This window comes from Paenibacillus sp. 1781tsa1, from assembly GCF_024159265.1.
GTDB lineage: Bacteria > Bacillota > Bacilli > Paenibacillales > Paenibacillaceae > Paenibacillus.
Window position 1 is genome coordinate 6,196,353 of the sequence record NZ_JAMYWY010000001.1, and the last position, 18,376, is coordinate 6,214,728.

The following is an 18,376-nucleotide window of genomic DNA, read 5'->3' on the forward strand; positions in this document are numbered from 1 at the left end:
ATTAGTTGCCTCCTTCCTTAGCAGCTTGTTTCTTAGCCGTAGGAAGAACCTCTCCACGATAGATCCATACTTTTACGCCGATACGTCCGTAAGTAGTATGAGCCTCTGCTGTACCATAGTCAATGTCAGCACGCAGTGTGTGCAGTGGAACAGTTCCTTCGCTGTAGCCTTCAGAACGTGCGATCTCAGCACCGCCAAGACGTCCGCCTACTTGAGTTTTGATACCTTTAGCACCGGAGCGCATAGTTCTTTGAATTGCTTGTTTCAGAGCACGACGGAAAGAAACACGACGTTCCAATTGTTGTGCAATGCTTTCAGCTACAAGAATAGCGTCCAAGTCTTGGTTCTTAATTTCAGAAATGTTGATGTGTACTTTTTTACCGCCAGCAATTTTCGTAATTTGATTACGAAGATTTTCAACTTCCGAACCACCCTTACCAATAACCATACCTGGTTTAGCAGTGTGAATCGTTACGTTTACGCGGTTAGCCGCTCTCTCAATTTCCACACGAGATAAAGCGGAGTCTTTCAATTTATTTTTCAGGAATTCACGAATTCTCACGTCTTCCATCAAAAGATCACCGAAGTCTTTGCCTGCATACCACTTAGATTCCCAGTCACGGATAATTCCGACACGGAGTCCGACTGGATTTACCTTTTGGCCCACACATTTCCCCTCCTTCTACTTCTCAGATACCACCAAAGTGATGTGGCTAGTACGTTTGTTAATACGACTTGCACGTCCCATTGCACGAGGGCGGAAACGTTTCATTGTCGGTCCTTGGTTCACGTAAGCTTGCGAGATAACCAAGTTATTAACATCCAAAGAATAGTTATGTTCCGCATTCGCAATAGCGGAGTTAAGCAACTTCTCAACGATAGGAGAAGCGGATTTCGGAGTGTGACGGAGAATGGCAACCGCCTCACCTACTTGCTTGCCGCGAATCAAGTCAACAACGAGTTGAACTTTACGAGGAGCAATCCGGATAAACTTAGCATGTGCTTTTGCTTCCATTGTGTAACCTCCTCTCAAACATTAAAGATGTTCATTTATCTTCTTGTTTTCTTATCATCATCAGTATGGCCTTTGTACGTACGGGTTGGAGCGAACTCACCCAGTTTGTGTCCGACCATGTCCTCAGTTACATACACTGGCACGTGTTTACGACCATCGTAAACGCCAAATGTGTGTCCGATGAATTGTGGGAAAATTGTAGAACGACGGGACCAGGTTTTGATAACGTTCTTCTTACCTGAAGCTTCCATCTCTTCTACCTTTTTGAGCATGTAGCCATCAATGAATGGCCCTTTTTTCAAACTGCGACCCATGTGGAGATCCTCCCTTCAAACGTAGCTATTATGCATCCGCAGATGCCTCACGAAGTTATGCACAGTGTGTATTACTTCGTGCGGCGGCGAATGATGTATTTATCAGAAGCTTTATTTTTCTTACGCGTTTTGTAACCAAGAGTAGGTTTACCCCATGGTGACATTGGCGATTTACGTCCGATTGGAGCACGACCTTCACCACCACCGTGTGGGTGATCGTTAGGGTTCATTACTACACCACGAACCTCAGGACGTTTACCCAACCAACGGCTACGACCGGCTTTACCGATTTTGATGAGCTCGTGGTCTTGGTTACCAACGGATCCGATTGTCGCGCGGCAAACTTTCAAAATACGGCGAACTTCTCCGGAAGAGAGACGAACGGAAACGTATTTTTCTTCTTTACCAAGCAGTTGAGCTTCTGTACCAGCAGCACGAACCAATTGTCCGCCTTTACCTGGTTTCAACTCGATGTTGTGGATAACGGTACCTACTGGAATGTTTTCGAGTGGCAGTGCGTTACCAATTTTGATGTCTGATTCAGGTCCGGAGAATACTTGATCTCCAACTTTCAAACCTTTAGGAGCGATGATATAACGTTTCTCACCATCAGCATAATGAATCAGAGCGATGTTAGATGTACGGTTCGGGTCATACTCAATCGTAGCAACGCGGCCCGGTATTCCATCTTTAGTACGTTTGAAGTCGATGATACGGTATTTACGTTTATGTCCACCACCATGGTGACGAACTGTAATTTTACCTTGGTTGTTGCGGCCTGCTTGTTTGCTCAACGGGGCCAACAACGATTTCTCCGGCTGATTTGTGGTGATTTCCTCAAATGTAGAAACGGACATGTTCCGTCTTGCCGGGGATGTTGGTTTATACTTTTTGATTGGCACTGGGTTTCCCTCCTTACTTCAAAAATTCAATTATACAGTTTCAAAGAACTCAAGCGTTTTGCTGTCTTTTGTCAGCGTTACAAACGCTTTTTTCCATTCGCTAGTATATCCGGAATAACGTCCGTACCGTTTTGGCTTAGCTGGAACACGAAGCGTGTTCACGTTTTTCACTTTTACGTTGAAAATAGCTTCTACTGCCTTTTTGATCTCGGTTTTGTTTGCACGGATATCGACTTCAAATACATATTTCAAGTCGTTCATCATGTCAGCAGTACGTTCCGTAATAATCGGACGTTTTACAATATCACGAGGATCCTTCATTACGCGAGCACCTCCTCTACCTTCTGAACTGCTTCTTTCGTAATGATCAATTTGTCGTGCGAAAGCACGTCAAGAACATTAATGCCGTCAGCAGCTACGAATTTCACGCCTGGAATATTCCGTGCGGAAAGAGCTACATTATCATCATAGCTAGGAGCTACGATCAAAGCTTTGCGTCCAACTTTCAAGTTGTTCAAGATGGCTGCGAATTCTTTAGTTTTAGGCGTGCTCAACGTGAGAGCGTCCAAAACGATAATGTCATTGTCCAGCACTTTAGATGAAAGGGCTGATTTGATCGCCAAACGACGAACTTTCTTAGGCAGTTTATACGCATAGCTCCGTGGTGTTGGACCAAATACGATACCGCCGCCTTTCCATTGTGGTGAACGAATTGAACCTTGACGAGCGCGACCTGTACCTTTTTGTTTCCAAGGCTTACGTCCGCCGCCACGTACTTCAGAACGTCCTTTTACTTTGTGGGTACCTTGACGAAGGGAAGCGCGTTGCATAAGAACTGCATCGTACAGAACGTGTTGGTTCGGCTCAATTCCGAAAACCGCATCGTTCAATTCAACTTCGCCTACTTGGCTACCATCTACATTGTAAACTGATACTTTTGGCATTTTGTGTTCCTCCTTTCTTCAGTGGTTATTTTTTCACCGTTTCTTTAACTTTAATGAGACTGTTTTTCGGTCCAGGAATGGAACCTTTCACGAGCAACACGTTACGTTCAGCGTCTACTTTAACTACTTCAAGACGTTGTACTGTAACTGTATCATGTCCCATGTGTCCTGGCAGGCGTTTGCCTTTAGGAACGCGGTTAGCTTGGATCGAACCCATCGAACCCGGGCCACGGTGATAACGCGAACCGTGTGACATAGGTCCAGTGCTTTGTCCCCAACGTTTGATTACGCCGGCAAAACCTTTACCTTTAGAAACACCCGTTACGTCAACGAATTCGCCTTCAGCGAAAATGTCAGCTTTCAGTTCTTGGCCAACTTCATATTCAGCGATGTTGATACCGCGAACTTCACGAACGTAGCGCTTAGGGGCAGTGTTCGCTTTTTTGGCGTGACCTGCTTCTGGCTTGTTAGCATTTTTCTCTTTCTTATCGGAGTAACCGATTTGAATTGCTTCGTAGCCATCGTTCTCAATGTCTTTCTTTTGCAAAACAACACAAGGGCCTGCTTCGATAACCGTTACTGGAACAACGTTACCTTCAGGAGTAAATACTTGAGTCATTCCGAGTTTTTTTCCTAAGATTGCTTTCATGTTGACACCTCTTTTCCTCTATACATGGTCTTTGTTGTAGCTTGTATTACAATTTAATTTCGATATCTACACCGGACGGCAGATCCAAGCGCATCAAGGCATCCACAGTTTGTGGAGTCGGGTTAACGATGTCGATCAAACGCTTATGTGTGCGTTGTTCGAATTGTTCCCGAGAATCCTTGTACTTGTGCACCGCACGAAGAATAGTAATGATTTGTTTTTCAGTAGGAAGCGGAATCGGACCGGATACACCTGCACCCGAACGTTTTGCTGTTTCAACAATTTTCTCCGCGGATTGATCAAGAATTCTGTGGTCGTAAGCTTTCAAACGAATACGAATTTTTTGCTTTGCCATTTTAGTCCCTCCTTCTATCGCCCAATTTTTTATCGGACATACTCCGTGAAAATTTTCTAGCCACTGTCCCATGGCAAAGGGGCCGGGTGTGCCAGTAACCTCTCACATCATCGCAACGTCACAGAACAACATTCATTATTATATAGAAAAGATAGGCGTATTGCAAGCATATTTAAGAAAAACATTTAAACTTATCTTTTCTAATGAAATGACTTCGTTTATTGCAGTGTTTATCTTTAATATCCAGGCTGCCTTGCCAATCCTTCTAAACTCGTAAATGATGTTCATTTTGTATGACGCAGGTTCCGAAACTTTACACATAATAAAAGAGTTCTTTATCCGATGTCGGATAAAGAACTCTTCCGAAGCTTCGTTACAATACAATGTTACTCGTTCCAGTACACTGTTGCTTATTGTTTATTCAGCGTTATGCCGAACTATTTTTGGATCGATGCTACGGAACCGGCACCTACTGTACGTCCGCCTTCACGAATGGAGAACTTAGTTCCTTCTTCAATCGCGATTGGGGAGATCAGGGAAACAGTAACTGTGATGTTGTCACCAGGCATTACCATTTCAGTACCTTCAGGCAAGTTGATGATGCCTGTTACGTCAGTTGTACGGAAGTAGAACTGTGGACGGTAACCAGTGAAGAATGGTTTGTGACGTCCGCCCTCTTCTTTAGTCAAAACGTAGATTTGAGCTGTGAATTCTGTATGAGGCTTAACAGAACCCGGTTTAGCCAAAACTTGGCCACGCTCGATGTTGTTACGGTCAACACCACGAAGAAGTGCTCCGATGTTGTCACCAGCTTGAGCGGAATCCAGCAATTTGCGGAACATCTCAACGCCTGTTACAACAGATTTTTTAGTTTCTTCAGTGATACCAACGATTTCGATCTCTTCGCCGACTTTAACAGTACCACGCTCTACACGGCCAGTAGCAACAGTACCACGACCAGTGATGGAGAATACGTCCTCGACAGGCATCAAGAAAGGCTTGTCAGTTTGACGCTCAGGCAGTGGGATGTAAGTGTCGATCTCTTTGAACATCTCAACGATTTTTTGAGCCCATTCGCCATCTGGGTTAGCCAGTGCTTCACGAGCAGATCCACGAGTGATTGGAGTATCGTCACCTGGGAACTCATATTCGTTAAGAAGGTCGCGAACTTCCATCTCAACCAATTCCAACAACTCTTCGTCTTCAACCATGTCACATTTGTTCAAGAATACAACAATGTAAGGTACGCCTACTTGACGGGAGAGCAAGATGTGCTCACGAGTTTGTGGCATTGGGCCGTCAGCTGCGGATACTACCAAGATAGCTCCGTCCATTTGTGCCGCGCCAGTGATCATGTTTTTAACATAGTCGGCGTGACCTGGGCAGTCTACGTGAGCGTAGTGACGAGTGTCAGTTTCGTACTCAACGTGTGCTGTGGAGATAGTGATACCGCGCTCGCGCTCTTCTGGAGCTTTGTCGATTTGGTCGAATGCTACAGCAGCACCACCGTAAGTTTTGGACAATACAGTTGTGATTGCAGCAGTCAGAGTTGTTTTACCATGATCGACGTGACCGATAGTACCGATGTTAACGTGGGGTTTATTACGTTCGTATTTAGCCTTTGCCATTTGAACGTGGCCTCCTTAAAATTATAATTTTATGTTTTCACTGAATGAAGTGCTTCGAAATAAATTCTTATGCACTTGCATCCAGTGTGAGAAAACTACTCGGTGCCTTTTGTTTTAGCAACGATTTCTTCAGCGATGCTCTTAGGAACTTCTTCATAATGAGAGAGTTCCATGGAGAATACGCCGCGTCCTTGAGTACCTGAACGAAGAGTTGTAGAGTAACCAAACATCTCAGACAGAGGTACCTTCGCACGGATGATTTGAGCTCCACTACGGGAATCCATACCTTCGATGCGGCCACGACGGGAGTTCAACATACCCATTACGTCACCCATGTACTCTTCTGGAACAGTTACTTCTACTTTCATGATAGGCTCAAGCAGAACTGGTTTACACTTGTCTTTAGCCGCTTTAAGCGCCATAGATCCGGCAATTTTAAATGCCATCTCATTGGAATCGACATCATGGTAAGATCCGTCTACGATTGTAGCCTTAACGTCAACAAGCGGGAAGCCTGCAATAACGCCGTTTTTCATTTGCTCTTCAATCCCTGACAGTGCAGGTTGAATGTATTCTCTAGGAACGGAACCACCGACAACCTTACTTTCGAACTGGCTGCCTGTACCCGGCTCGAGAGGTTCGAATTCAACCCATACGTGACCGTATTGACCACGACCACCGGATTGACGTACGAATTTACCTTCAACGCGCGCTGGAGCACGGAATGTTTCACGGTAAGCTACTTGTGGTTTACCCACAGTAGTTTCAACCTTGAACTCACGACGCATACGGTCGATGATGATATCAAGGTGAAGCTCACCCATACCTGCCAAGATTGTTTGACCTGTTTCTTCGTCAGTATGAGCACGAAGAGTTGGATCCTCTTCAGTCAACTTACCGAGAGCAACACCCATTTTATCTTGGTCAGCTTTGGTTTTAGGTTCAACGGCGATTTCGATAACCGGATCAGGGAAGTTCATTGACTCCAGGATAACCGGATTTTTCTCATCACATAGTGTATCACCTGTACCCGTATCTTTCAAACCTACGGCAGCTGCAATATCACCGGAGTAAACTTCAGTGATCTCTTGACGGCTGTTCGCATGCATTTGAAGGATACGACCGATACGCTCACGTTTGTTTTTAGTTGCATTCAATACATATGAACCGGATTGAAGAACACCGGAGTATACGCGGAAGAATGTCAATTTACCAACGTAAGGGTCAGTCATGATTTTGAATGCCAATGCGGAGAATGGCTCTTCATCAGAGGACTTACGTACTGCTTCAGTTCCATCTTCAAGATGACCAGTGATTGATGGTACATCTGTTGGAGCTGGCAAGTAGTCGATAACAGCATCCAACATCAGTTGAACACCTTTGTTACGATATGAGGATCCACAGATAACCGGGAAGATCTTAACATCTACAACACCTTTACGGAGAGCGCCTTTGATCTCTTCAATAGAGATTTCTTCGCCTTCCAGGTATTTCATTGTCAATTCTTCATCCAGTTCTGCAACACGCTCAATCAATTCATTACGGAGTTCTTCAACTTGCTCTTTGAATTCCGCAGGAATTTCTGTTTCTTCGATATTTTGACCAAGGTCATCTTTGTACATATGAGCCTTTTGTTCAACGATATCGATAATACCGATGAAATCATTTTCAGCGCCAATTGGAAGCTGAATCGCAACAGCGTTCGCTTGAAGGCGATCACGCATGTCGGATACAACATTCAGGAAGTCAGCACCGATGATATCCATTTTGTTTACATATGCGATACGAGGTACGCCGTACTTGTCAGCCTGTCTCCATACAGTTTCAGACTGAGGCTCAACGCCTTCTTTCGCACTGAATACACCAACTGCTCCGTCCAATACACGAAGGGAACGTTCAACTTCAACAGTGAAGTCAACGTGTCCCGGGGTATCAATAATATTAACGCGGTGGCCTTTCCAAGCAGCGGTAGTCGCAGCGGAAGTAATCGTAATTCCGCGCTCCTGTTCCTGTTCCATCCAGTCCATTGTCGCAGCGCCTTCGTGTACTTCACCGATTTTGTGCGTACGTCCTGTGTAGAACAAGATCCGCTCAGTTGTCGTGGTTTTACCCGCATCAATATGAGCCATGATCCCGATATTACGTGTATTTTTTAAGGAGAACTCTCTAGCCATGAAATGGGTCTCCCTTCAAAATAGAAGTTTTTTATTGTGAACTGAATCCTACCAACGGTAGTGAGCAAACGCTTTGTTCGCTTCAGCCATTTTGTGCGTATCTTCACGTTTTTTAACGGAAGCGCCTGTGTTGTTGGAAGCGTCGATGATCTCAGCCGCCAAACGCTCTTCCATTGTTTTCTCACCGCGGTTGCGGGAGTAGTTCACGAGCCAACGTAGTCCCAGAGCTGTACGTCTCTCTGGTTTTACCTCGATTGGTACTTGGTAGTTGGCACCGCCGACACGGCGAGCTTTAACTTCCAGGACTGGCATGATATTCTTGATTGCTGCTTCAAATACTTCCATCGGGTCATTACCCGTACGTTCTTGAATCAACTTGAACGCATTATACAGAATGCTTTGAGCAACACCGCGTTTTCCGTCGAGCATGATGCGATTGATCAAACGAGTAACCAACTTGGAGTTGTATACCGGATCTGGCAACACGTCTCTTTTCGTAACTGGACCTTTGCGTGGCATGGATATCCCCCTTTCTTTCTTGTTCAGCAGACCCTGTACCTTCCAGACCTAAGCCAGAAGGCTTTCAGGTTCTCCGCTTATAATGGTTTAGGCTTTTTTAGCTTTTGGACGTTTTGCACCGTATTTCGAACGAGCTTGCATACGGTTGTTTACGCCTGCAGTATCGAGAGCTCCACGAACGATGTGATAACGAACCCCTGCAAGGTCTTTAACTTTACCTCCGCGGATCAATACCACACTGTGCTCTTGAAGGTTATGTCCGATTCCCGGGATATAAGCAGTTACCTCGAGACGGTTCGTCAAACGAACACGGGCATACTTACGAAGTGCAGAGTTTGGTTTACGTGGAGTCATTGTACCTACACGAGTGCAGACACCACGTTTTTGTGGGGCACTGATGTTAGTGGATTCACGTTTCAAAGCGTTGAATCCTTTTTGCAAAGCTGGAGATTTTGACTTCTCAACTTTTGCTTGACGTCCTTTACGAACCAGTTGATTGATAGTTGGCATGTGATTGCCACCCCCTTCCTCAAATATTCATGTTTCTTTATAAACCTCTTTTCGCTAAGTCCACAGACCCAGGCGGTTCATAAAAAGACAAATGAAAAGTTTTTGCCTTGGAGAATCCCTAAAAGTTCTCGGACAAAAACGTTCCTTACACTATCATTTTACGACAGCAGCCATAGCTGCTCCCACTCCAATCCCGCAAGCTTTGCCGAGATTTTTCATTGTATCCACTTTCGTGTACTTCACATTGTGTTGTTCACACAAAGCAATGATTTTGGAAGTGAGCTGCGGATCACTATCTTCTGCGACATAGACTTCGGAAGCCATACCTGTCTGCACCATCCGCATGGTCTGTTTGGTACCTATTTTGACATGAGCATCTTGCAAGGCTTTTTCATTAGACATTGTGCATTCCTCCGAATAGAACCATGTACAATCAGCTGCCCACGCACCTTTGATATATTAGCATCTAGCGCAAGCATTGTCAATGCTAATCCTAAAAGATTTTATAAAAGTTTACGCACATCAGGATTCGTCCGCCTGCACTATACAAGCGTCCGCCTCCTGACGTACAAAACTTTCATTCCCTCTAAATGAGGAGAAATCTATTTAATCAACCGAAACTGGCTCGAGTTCTTCTACTGAAGATTGGCCATCTTCTGGCTCAGCAAATTTGATGCTGCGGTAACGGTGCATACCTGTACCTGCAGGAATCAATTTACCGATGATTACATTTTCCTTCAGACCGAGCAACTGATCGACTTTACCTTTGATCGCTGCATCTGTCAGTACACGTGTAGTTTCTTGGAACGAAGCCGCCGAGAGGAACGAGTCTGTTTCCAGGGATGCTTTCGTAATACCGAGCAGGATTGGTTTAGCAACCGCTGGCTCTTTATCACTAAGAATCGCAATTTTGTTAGCTCTTTCGTACTCATGCGTATCTACGAACGATCCTGGCAACAGCGTTGTATCACCTGCATCTACGATGCGGATTTTACGCAGCATTTGACGGATCATAACTTCAACGTGTTTGTCATTGATTTCTACGCCTTGGTTACGGTATACGCGCTGTACTTCCTGCAAAATGTAGTTCTGTACGCCACGTACGCCTTTAATGCGCAGCATTTCTTTTGGATCGATGGAACCATCTGTCAACTCATCACCAGCTTCAATTTCCATGCCTTCGCTTACGCGCACACGGGAACCGTAGGTAACAGAGTATACTTTGGACTCCGCTTCACCTTGAATTTCAATTTCACGACGATCTTTCGCTTCGCGAATCTCTTTAACTACACCATCAATTTCACTGATCGTTGCTTGACCCTTAGGATTACGAGCTTCAAACAACTCTTGGATACGCGGCAAACCTTGCGTAATATCGTCTCCGGCTACACCGCCGGTATGGAACGTACGCATTGTAAGCTGTGTTCCTGGCTCACCAATGGATTGTGCTGCAATAATTCCAACTGCTTCACCAATCTCCACGTGTTTACCTGTCGCAAGGTTACGACCATAACACTTCTTGCAGACACCATGACTTGCACGGCAGCTGAGTACGGAGCGGATTTGCAATTTGGTGATTCCCGCTTTGATAATCGCTTCTGCTTTATCGGAGTCAATCAATTCATTCCGACCTGCAATGATTTCTTTTGTTTCCGGATGACGAACTGTCTCGAAGCAGTATCTGCCTTCAATACGGTCGTAGAGATCTTCAATAACTTCTTTACCATCCTGGATACGACTTACCGTAAAGCCCTTATCTGTACCACAATCATCATCACGCACGATTACGTCTTGGGCTACGTCTACGAGACGACGAGTCAGGTAACCTGAATCGGCTGTACGCAGGGCTGTATCCGCCAAACCTTTACGCGCTCCGTGAGTGGAGATAAAGTACTCGAGTACCGTCAGACCTTCACGGAAGTTTGATTTGATTGGGAGTTCGATGATTCGACCAGATGGGTTGGCCATCAGACCACGCATACCGCCCAATTGGGTGATTTGCGATTTGTTACCCCGTGCTTTGGAGTCTACCATCATCATGATCGAGTTGTAACGATCCATGGACTTCATCAGAATCTCAGTGATGTCATCTTTGGATTTTGACCAGATATCAATGATACGGTCATAGCGCTCTTCATTCGTAATCAGACCACGACGGTACTGATTCGTAACGATTTGTGCTTTATCCTCAGACTGTCTAAGAATTTCAAACTTCTCAGGCGGAACAATAACATCAGATACCGCAACCGTGATACCGGCACGAGTAGAGTAGGTGAATCCAAGCTGTTTGATTTTATCCAAAATAACGGCAGTTTCCGTTGTGTGATAAATTTCAAAACAACGCGCAATGATGGAGCCGAGGTATTCTTTGCCGACACCGCCAGCCAGAGGAGCATTCATAATAGCCTCTCTTAGGTCAGCACCTTTTTCATATACAAATGAGTGATCTGCAGTACCTTGGTACAGGTTCGCACGAGTCGCATCATTGATATACGGGAAGCTTGCCGGGAAAATTTCATTGAAGATAATTTTACCAACAGTTGTCAACAACATGCCTTCTTGTTGTTCTTCCGTGAAGCTTGTTTTACCAAGCGCCTTAACCGGAATAGCTACACGAGCATGCAGACCAGCAGTACCACGTTGGTATGCAGATACAGCTTCGTTAACTGTACGCAAGATCATACCTGTGCCCTTTTCTTCCTTGTTGTCCATAGTGAGGTAATAAGAACCAAGCACCATATCCTGGGAAGGAGTAACAACCGGTTTACCGTCTTTCGGGTTCAAAATGTTACCTGATGCAAGCATCAGGATACGTGCTTCCGCTTGAGCTTCAGCGGACAACGGAACGTGCACGGCCATTTGGTCACCGTCAAAGTCGGCATTGTATGCCGTACATACGAGTGGGTGAAGACGAATTGCTTTACCTTCAACGAGAATCGGTTCAAACGCTTGAATACCGAGTCTGTGAAGCGTAGGGGCACGGTTCAACAGAACCGGATGCTCCTTAATTACTTCTTCAAGAACATCCCATACTTCAGGACTTACACGCTCAACTTTACGTTTCGCGCTCTTGATGTTGTGGGCAAGCCCTTTATTTACAAGCTCTTTCATAACGAAAGGCTTGAACAATTCAAGTGCCATATCTTTCGGCAGACCACACTGATACATTTTCAGGTAAGGTCCGACAACGATAACGGAACGACCAGAATAGTCAACCCGTTTACCGAGCAAGTTCTGACGGAAACGTCCTTGTTTACCTTTCAGCATGTGGCTGAGAGATTTCAATGGACGGTTACCAGGACCCGTTACCGGGCGACCGCGACGACCATTATCGATCAATGCGTCAACAGCTTCCTGCAACATCCGTTTTTCATTTTGCACGATAATATCTGGCGCGCCCAGATCAAGCAGACGTTTCAGACGGTTGTTCCGGTTGATTACACGGCGATACAAGTCATTCAGGTCAGACGTTGCAAAACGTCCACCGTCCAACTGTACCATCGGACGAAGTTCCGGCGGGATAACAGGAAGTACATCCATGATCATCCACTCTGGCTTGTTGCCGGAGTTGCGGAATGCTTCGATAACTTCCAGACGTTTGATTGCACGATTACGACGTTGTCCTTGCGCAGTCCGGAGCTCTTCTTTCAGGAACTCGAGCTCTTTGTCTATGTCAAGGTCTTGAAGCAATTTTTTAACCGCTTCTGCGCCCATGCCAGCCTGGAAACCATAACCGTATTTTTCACGGTAGCTGCGGTATTCTTTCTCGGACAACAGCTGTTTTTTCTCCAGTGGAGTTTCTCCTGGATCTGTTACAACATATGATGCAAAATAAATAATCTCTTCAAGAGATCTTGGAGACATATCCAGAGCAAGACCCATACGGCTCGGAATACCTTTGAAGTACCAGATATGCGATACCGGAGCAGCGAGCTCAATATGGCCCATCCGTTCGCGGCGTACTTTCGCACGTGTTACTTCAACGCCACAACGATCACAGACAACGCCTTTATAACGGACGCGTTTGTATTTACCGCAATGACATTCCCAGTCTTTTGTAGGGCCAAAAATCTTTTCGCAGAACAGCCCTTCTTTTTCCGGTTTCAACGTACGATAGTTGATCGTTTCCGGTTTTTTCACTTCTCCGCGGGACCAAGAACGAATTTTCTCTGGGGAAGCAAGCCCGATCTTCATGTATTCGAAATTGTTGACGTCCAACAAGGAGCAACCCTCCTTAACCAATTCCTGTATTCTAGGTTACGCCCTCTCCGGCCGAAGCCGGAGCAAGACGCGAGCCTGATGAAAAACGCCGGTCATCATGCGCTCGAAGCGGTTTATTCCGCTCCGACCTCTGTACCCTCAAGGTTGAGGCTGAGCTTATCGCTCGCAGCGTCATCTTCATCGTCCATTTCTCTCATTTCAATCTCTTGCTCATCTTCACTCAAAATCTTAACGTCCATACCCAAGCTTTGCAGCTCTTTGATCAATACTTTGAATGATTCAGGAACACCTGGTTCCGGAACATTCTCGCCTTTGACGATGGATTCATATGTTTTAACCCGACCAACAACATCATCGGATTTAACAGTCAAGATTTCTTGCAGCGTATAAGCAGCACCGTACGCCTCAAGCGCCCATACTTCCATCTCCCCGAAACGCTGTCCACCAAATTGGGCTTTACCACCCAATGGCTGTTGCGTAACAAGTGAGTAAGGACCCGTGGAACGGGCATGGATTTTATCATCAACCATGTGTGCCAATTTGATCATGTGCATGACACCAACGGTAACTTCACGTTCGAACTCTTCACCTGTACGACCATCATACAGGACAGTTTTACCATTACGTTGCATTCCTGCTTCTTCCATCGTATCGAAGACGTCATACTCCTTCGCTCCGTCGAATACAGGAGTTGCTACGTGAATACCCAGTTGCATCGCGGCCATACCCAAGTGAACCTCAAGTACTTGACCGATATTCATCCGGGAAGGTACGCCCAGTGGGTTAAGAACGATTTGAACCGGTGTACCGTCTGGCAGGAAAGGCATATCTTCTTCCGGCAAGATGCGGGCCACGACCCCTTTGTTACCGTGACGTCCGGCCATTTTATCACCCTCGGAAATTTTCCGTTTTTGAGCGATATATACACGAACGAGTTGGTTAACACCTGGAGGCAGTTCATCACCGTTTTCACGGGTAAATACTTTCACGTCTACTACGATACCGTCAGTACCGTGTGGTACACGCAAGGAAGTATCACGTACTTCACGTGCTTTCTCACCAAAGATTGCATGCAGGAGACGTTCTTCTGCTGTCAGCTCTGTTACACCCTTAGGCGTTACTTTACCTACCAGAATGTCGCCAGCACTGATCTCAGCACCGATTCGGATAATACCGCGCTCATCCAAGTTACGCAACGCTTCTTCCCCAACGTTAGGGATATCACGTGTGATCTCTTCAGGTCCGAGCTTGGTATCACGTGCTTCTGACTCATACTCCTCGATATGGATGGATGTGTATACATCTTCTTTAACGAGTTTTTCACTGAGCAAGATCGCATCCTCGTAGTTGTAACCTTCCCAAGTCATGAAGGCAACAACGACGTTACGTCCCAGAGCCAATTCACCCATTTCCGTTGAAGGACCGTCAGCGAGGATATCGCCAGCTTTAACAGCAGCACCTCTTTTGACAATCGGACGCTGGTTAATGCATGTTCCTTGGTTCGAACGCATAAATTTGTGTAATTTATATTTAACGATATCGCCTTTGACTTCCTGACCATCCACTTCTTCAACACGACGGAGCCAAATTTCGTTCGCAGAAGAACGTTCAATAATTCCGTCATAATCGGAGACAATACATACACCAGAGTCTTTTGCAGCTTTGTGCTCCATACCTGTTCCTACAAGTGGCGCTTTAGGAATCAAGAGTGGAACCGCCTGCCGCTGCATGTTAGATCCCATGAGTGCACGGTTGGAGTCATCGTTCTCAAGGAACGGGATAAGCGCTGTAGCGACGGATACAACCTGTTTAGGAGATACGTCCATGTAGTCAACTCGTTCACTCGGCATCGTAAGGATGTTATCCGACTGTTTGTTGTAACGTACAATGATCGCTTCTTCTTCAAATGTACCGTCTTCGTTCAACTTCGCATTCGCTTGCGCGATGACATAGTTGTCCTCTTCGTCCGCTGTCAGGTAATCAATTTGCTCGGTCACAATACCTGTCTTCGGATCAACCCAACGATATGGAGCTTCAATGAAGCCATATTCATTCACACGGGCGAACGTAGACAAGGAGTTGATCAAACCGATGTTTGGTCCCTCTGGAGTCTCGATTGGACACATACGGCCATAGTGGGATGGATGGACGTCACGCACTTCCATACCTGCGCGCTCACGCGTCAAACCACCGGGTCCGAGTGCGGACAAACGACGTTTATGTGTCAACTCACCCAGTGGGTTCGTTTGATCCATAAACTGTGACAACTGAGAGCTACCAAAGAACTCTTTAATTGATGCAATAACAGGACGTATGTTGATCAATGCCTGTGGTGTAATGACGTTGGCATCCTGAATGGACATTCTCTCACGAACCACACGCTCCATACGGGACAAACCGATACGGAACTGATTCTGCAGGAGTTCACCCACCGAACGCAAACGACGGTTGCCCAGATGATCGATATCATCCGTGCTACCAATTCCCTGCAGAAGGTTAAGGAAGTAACTGATGGACGAAATGATATCCGCCGGTGTCACGTTTTTAACGGACTTGTCAATGTTTGCATTGGCAATCAGTTTGACCACTTTACCATCTTCAGTTGGTGAGAACACATCAATCGTTTGCATAGGGATATCATTGGCATCCAAAACGCCGTTACCCACGTGATACGTGCGGAATCCAACGCTTTTCTCCAGATACGGCATGATTTCATCCAATAAACGACGATCAACCATTTGGCCTGCTTCAGCAATGATTTCACCTGTTTCAGCGTCAACAAGTGATTCAGCCAAGCGTTGGTTAAACAAACGGTTTTTGATGTGAAGTTTTTTATTCATTTTGTAACGACCTACATTAGCCAGGTCATAACGTTTTGGATCAAAGAAACGTGCTACGAGCAAGCTTTTCGCATTATCCAACGTTGGTGGCTCGCCCGGACGAAGACGCTCATAGATCTCAATGAGTGCTTTCTCCGTGGAATCCGTGTTGTCTTTGTCCAGTGTGTTGCGGATATATTCGTCATTACCGAGCAGATCCAGAATCTCAGCATCTGTGCCAAAACCAAGTGAACGCAGGAGAACCGTAACCGGTATTTTACGTGTACGGTCGATCCGGACGTAAACAACATCCTTCGCGTCCATCTCCAGTTCCAACCAAGCGCCGCGGTTAGGAATAACTGTAGCGGTATACGTTTTTTTGGCGTTTTTATCTACTTTGGTACTGAAGTAAACGCTAGGAGAGCGAACCAACTGGCTGACAATAACCCGTTCCGCACCATTAATAATAAATGTGCCCGTGTTGGTCATCAGCGGGAAATCTCCCATGAATACTTCCTGCTCTTTGACTTCGCCGGTTTCCTTATTAATGAGCCGGACTTTGACCCGAAGCGGTGCTGCATAAGTAACGTCACGCTCTTTCGCGTCGTCTACTGTATACTTCGGTTCACCGAGACTGTAATCGATAAATTCCAAAATCAAGTTACCTGTAAAATCCTGGATCGGCGAGATATCCTGGAACATTTCGCGCAACCCTTCCTCCAAAAACCAATCATAAGATTTTTGTTGGATTTCAATCAGGTTAGGAACTTCGAGTATCTCGTTAATTCGTGCATAACTGCGCCGAGTGCGTCGACCATATTGAACAAGATGTCCTGCCAACTTAAACTCACCCCTCAATGTCTACTCACTTTAAAAATTTCGTTGCGAACCTCTGTTTGTAACCTTATAATGGTACACATACAGAGCAAAGCAATGCATCCACAAATAAAGAAAAGCCCTTACTCGAAATGTCGTTCGAAAAAAGAGCAACTTTGATCGGCGGATGTCTTTCCAAAACATTCTTATCCCCAGTTTGCCCAAAATGTACATATTATACGCCAAACGTAGGCATAATAAGCCCGTTCGGCGTAAAAAAAGGTTGACATTTTTAGTTAGCTAAAGCCAAGTAGGGCATCTTAATACTGACATTTTACAATAATACCACGGCCTGAATTTCATGTCAATAGTCCTATTGCAAAAAAAATGATCCCCTGCTTACTTTACAAACTCGGATTCAGCTTTTAGTAGAACCCTCTTCCGATTTCATCGCTTTGAAAATCCGGTAGCCTTTATCCTTCGTCACTTCTTCCACTCTTCCAAACAAAGATTCCAATTTCGCTTTTGCTGATGGGGCCCCTTGTTTTTTCTGAATGACAATCCACAACGAACCGCCTACCTTCAGATGGCGATGTGCCTGTTCGAAAATAGTATGAACTGTCTCTTTCCCAGCCCGTATAGGCGGATTGGTTAAGATAACGTCAAAATCTTGCTTTTTTACTTCAGCCAGTAGATTACTTTGCAATACAGTAACATTGTTAATTCCGTTCGCTTTTGCATTTTCCCTGGAAAGTTCAACGGCTCTCTCGTTGATATCGATCATGGTGACATGCCCATCCGGTACAAGTTTGGCTGCTGTAAGACCCATCGGTCCGTATCCACAACCCACATCGAGAACATGAGCCCCTGATGGCAACTCTATCGCATCAATCAATACTCTGCTGCCATAATCGATTCCGTTTTTGGAAAACACACCGGCGTCCGTCACGAATCGCAGACTGAAACCGCGAAGAACCGCTTCAGTTGCTCTACGATCATGTGCTACTTGCGGTTTGTCCGAATAATAATGATTGGACATGCCCTCACTCACTTTCCATTTACAATTACAGCAACAAACCCCTTGATATAAGTCAAGGGGTTTGTTGTTTTGTTCATCTAGCTTATAAAAGCTAAATTATTTAACTTCGATTGTAGCGCCTGCTTCTTCAAGCTTAGCTTTAACCGCTTCTGCTTCTTCTTTAGCAACTTTTTCTTTCAATGCTTTTGGAGCGTTGTCAACCAGTTCTTTTGCTTCTTTCAGGCCAAGACCTGTGATTTCGCGAACTGCTTTGATAACGTTGATTTTGGAAGCACCAGCGTTAGTCAAGATTACGTCGAACTCGGATTGCTCAGCTTCAGCAGAAGCTACTGCACCTGCAGCAGCTACTGGAGCTGCAGCAGTTACGCCGAATTCTTCTTCGATTGCTTTAACAAGATCGTTCAATTCCAGTACAGTCATGCCTTTGATTGCTTCCAAGATTTGCTCTTTACTCATGAGTGAACCTCCATA

Annotated in this window: 17 protein-coding genes; all 17 read right to left on the reverse strand. The window is 45.5% G+C overall.

Annotation, left to right across the window (positions count from 1 at the left end; translation table 11 throughout):
• Position 1 precedes the first annotated feature (1 nt).
• The 17 genes from rpsC to rplL all read right to left on the reverse strand — a co-directional run bounded on the left by rpsC (position 2) and on the right by rplL (position 18,361).
• Entirely contained in the window at positions 2-667 is a 666-nt protein-coding gene (gene rpsC, locus NKT06_RS27920; RefSeq protein ID WP_145326569.1) for a 30S ribosomal protein S3, read from the reverse strand.
• Positions 668-682: 15 nt separating this feature from the next.
• On the reverse strand, positions 683-1,015 hold the full coding sequence (rplV, locus tag NKT06_RS27925; protein ID WP_024633583.1) for a 50S ribosomal protein L22: 333 nt from the start codon (positions 1,013-1,015) through the stop codon (positions 683-685).
• 35 nt (positions 1,016-1,050) lie between these two features.
• Positions 1,051-1,329 carry a 30S ribosomal protein S19 gene (gene rpsS, locus NKT06_RS27930; RefSeq protein ID WP_062836183.1) on the reverse strand — a complete coding sequence of 93 codons (279 nt, stop codon included), beginning with the start codon at positions 1,327-1,329 and terminating at the stop codon, positions 1,051-1,053.
• A gap of 71 nt (positions 1,330-1,400) precedes the next feature.
• Positions 1,401-2,231, reverse strand: coding sequence for a 50S ribosomal protein L2 (gene rplB / locus NKT06_RS27935; RefSeq protein ID WP_017692078.1), 831 nt, complete (start codon positions 2,229-2,231; stop codon positions 1,401-1,403).
• 30 nt (positions 2,232-2,261) lie between these two features.
• Positions 2,262-2,552 (reverse strand): 50S ribosomal protein L23, encoded by a 291-nt coding sequence (gene rplW / locus NKT06_RS27940; protein WP_017692077.1) that lies wholly within the window; start codon positions 2,550-2,552, stop codon positions 2,262-2,264.
• The gene (gene rplD, locus NKT06_RS27945; protein WP_253441172.1) at positions 2,552-3,175 is read right to left on the reverse strand and encodes a 50S ribosomal protein L4; all 624 of its coding nucleotides are present in this window, start codon (positions 3,173-3,175) and stop codon (positions 2,552-2,554) included. The genes rplW and rplD overlap by 1 nt, the downstream gene beginning before the upstream one ends.
• Positions 3,176-3,200: 25 nt before the next feature.
• Positions 3,201-3,824 (reverse strand): 50S ribosomal protein L3, encoded by a 624-nt coding sequence (gene rplC, locus NKT06_RS27950; protein WP_253441174.1) that lies wholly within the window; start codon positions 3,822-3,824, stop codon positions 3,201-3,203.
• Positions 3,825-3,870: 46 nt separating this feature from the next.
• The gene (gene rpsJ / locus NKT06_RS27955) at positions 3,871-4,179 is read right to left on the reverse strand and encodes a 30S ribosomal protein S10 (RefSeq protein WP_017692074.1); all 309 of its coding nucleotides are present in this window, start codon (positions 4,177-4,179) and stop codon (positions 3,871-3,873) included.
• Positions 4,180-4,616: 437 nt separating this feature from the next.
• On the reverse strand, positions 4,617-5,807 hold the full coding sequence (gene tuf / locus NKT06_RS27960) for an elongation factor Tu (protein ID WP_062836181.1): 1,191 nt from the start codon (positions 5,805-5,807) through the stop codon (positions 4,617-4,619).
• Between the two features lie 95 nt (positions 5,808-5,902).
• Positions 5,903-7,981: an elongation factor G gene (gene fusA, locus NKT06_RS27965; protein WP_253441175.1), complete on the reverse strand. Its 2,079-nt coding sequence runs from the start codon at positions 7,979-7,981 to the stop codon at positions 5,903-5,905.
• Positions 7,982-8,029: 48 nt separating this feature from the next.
• Positions 8,030-8,500 (reverse strand): 30S ribosomal protein S7, encoded by a 471-nt coding sequence (gene rpsG / locus NKT06_RS27970; protein WP_018753997.1) that lies wholly within the window; start codon positions 8,498-8,500, stop codon positions 8,030-8,032.
• Positions 8,501-8,587: 87 nt separating this feature from the next.
• Positions 8,588-9,010: a 30S ribosomal protein S12 gene (gene rpsL / locus NKT06_RS27975; protein WP_017692070.1), complete on the reverse strand. Its 423-nt coding sequence runs from the start codon at positions 9,008-9,010 to the stop codon at positions 8,588-8,590.
• Between the two features lie 153 nt (positions 9,011-9,163).
• Complete coding sequence (locus NKT06_RS27980; RefSeq protein ID WP_047841123.1) at positions 9,164-9,412, reverse strand: ribosomal L7Ae/L30e/S12e/Gadd45 family protein; 249 nt, start codon at positions 9,410-9,412, stop codon at positions 9,164-9,166.
• Between the two features lie 204 nt (positions 9,413-9,616).
• Positions 9,617-13,231 (reverse strand): DNA-directed RNA polymerase subunit beta', encoded by a 3,615-nt coding sequence (gene rpoC / locus NKT06_RS27985; RefSeq protein ID WP_253441177.1) that lies wholly within the window; start codon positions 13,229-13,231, stop codon positions 9,617-9,619.
• Positions 13,232-13,344: 113 nt separating this feature from the next.
• On the reverse strand, positions 13,345-16,890 hold the full coding sequence (gene rpoB, locus NKT06_RS27990) for a DNA-directed RNA polymerase subunit beta (protein WP_091039164.1): 3,546 nt from the start codon (positions 16,888-16,890) through the stop codon (positions 13,345-13,347).
• 394 nt (positions 16,891-17,284) lie between these two features.
• On the reverse strand, positions 17,285-17,905 hold the full coding sequence (locus NKT06_RS27995) for a class I SAM-dependent methyltransferase (RefSeq protein WP_124118844.1): 621 nt from the start codon (positions 17,903-17,905) through the stop codon (positions 17,285-17,287).
• Between the two features lie 96 nt (positions 17,906-18,001).
• Positions 18,002-18,361: a 50S ribosomal protein L7/L12 gene (gene rplL / locus NKT06_RS28000; RefSeq protein ID WP_062836176.1), complete on the reverse strand. Its 360-nt coding sequence runs from the start codon at positions 18,359-18,361 to the stop codon at positions 18,002-18,004.
• Positions 18,362-18,376 lie beyond the last annotated feature (15 nt).

Coding starts and splice junctions, on each gene's coding strand:
- rplV (WP_024633583.1), bottom strand. CDS start 1,015: ATGGAAGCAAAAGCACATGCTAAGTTTATCCGGATTGCTCCTCGTAAA.
- rplD (WP_253441172.1), bottom strand. CDS start 3,175: ATGCCAAAAGTATCAGTTTACAATGTAGATGGTAGCCAAGTAGGCGAA.
- fusA (WP_253441175.1), bottom strand. CDS start 7,981: ATGGCTAGAGAGTTCTCCTTAAAAAATACACGTAATATCGGGATCATG.
- tuf (WP_062836181.1), bottom strand. CDS start 5,807: ATGGCAAAGGCTAAATACGAACGTAATAAACCCCACGTTAACATCGGT.
- rplC (WP_253441174.1), bottom strand. CDS start 3,824: ATGAAAGCAATCTTAGGAAAAAAACTCGGAATGACTCAAGTATTTACT.
- rpsL (WP_017692070.1), bottom strand. CDS start 9,010: ATGCCAACTATCAATCAACTGGTTCGTAAAGGACGTCAAGCAAAAGTT.
- rplW (WP_017692077.1), bottom strand. CDS start 2,552: ATGAAGGATCCTCGTGATATTGTAAAACGTCCGATTATTACGGAACGT.
- NKT06_RS27995 (WP_124118844.1), bottom strand. CDS start 17,905: ATGTCCAATCATTATTATTCGGACAAACCGCAAGTAGCACATGATCGT.
- rpsJ (WP_017692074.1), bottom strand. CDS start 4,179: ATGGCAAAGCAAAAAATTCGTATTCGTTTGAAAGCTTACGACCACAGA.
- rpsG (WP_018753997.1), bottom strand. CDS start 8,500: ATGCCACGCAAAGGTCCAGTTACGAAAAGAGACGTGTTGCCAGATCCG.
- rplL (WP_062836176.1), bottom strand. CDS start 18,361: ATGAGTAAAGAGCAAATCTTGGAAGCAATCAAAGGCATGACTGTACTG.
- NKT06_RS27980 (WP_047841123.1), bottom strand. CDS start 9,412: ATGTCTAATGAAAAAGCCTTGCAAGATGCTCATGTCAAAATAGGTACC.
- rpsS (WP_062836183.1), bottom strand. CDS start 1,329: ATGGGTCGCAGTTTGAAAAAAGGGCCATTCATTGATGGCTACATGCTC.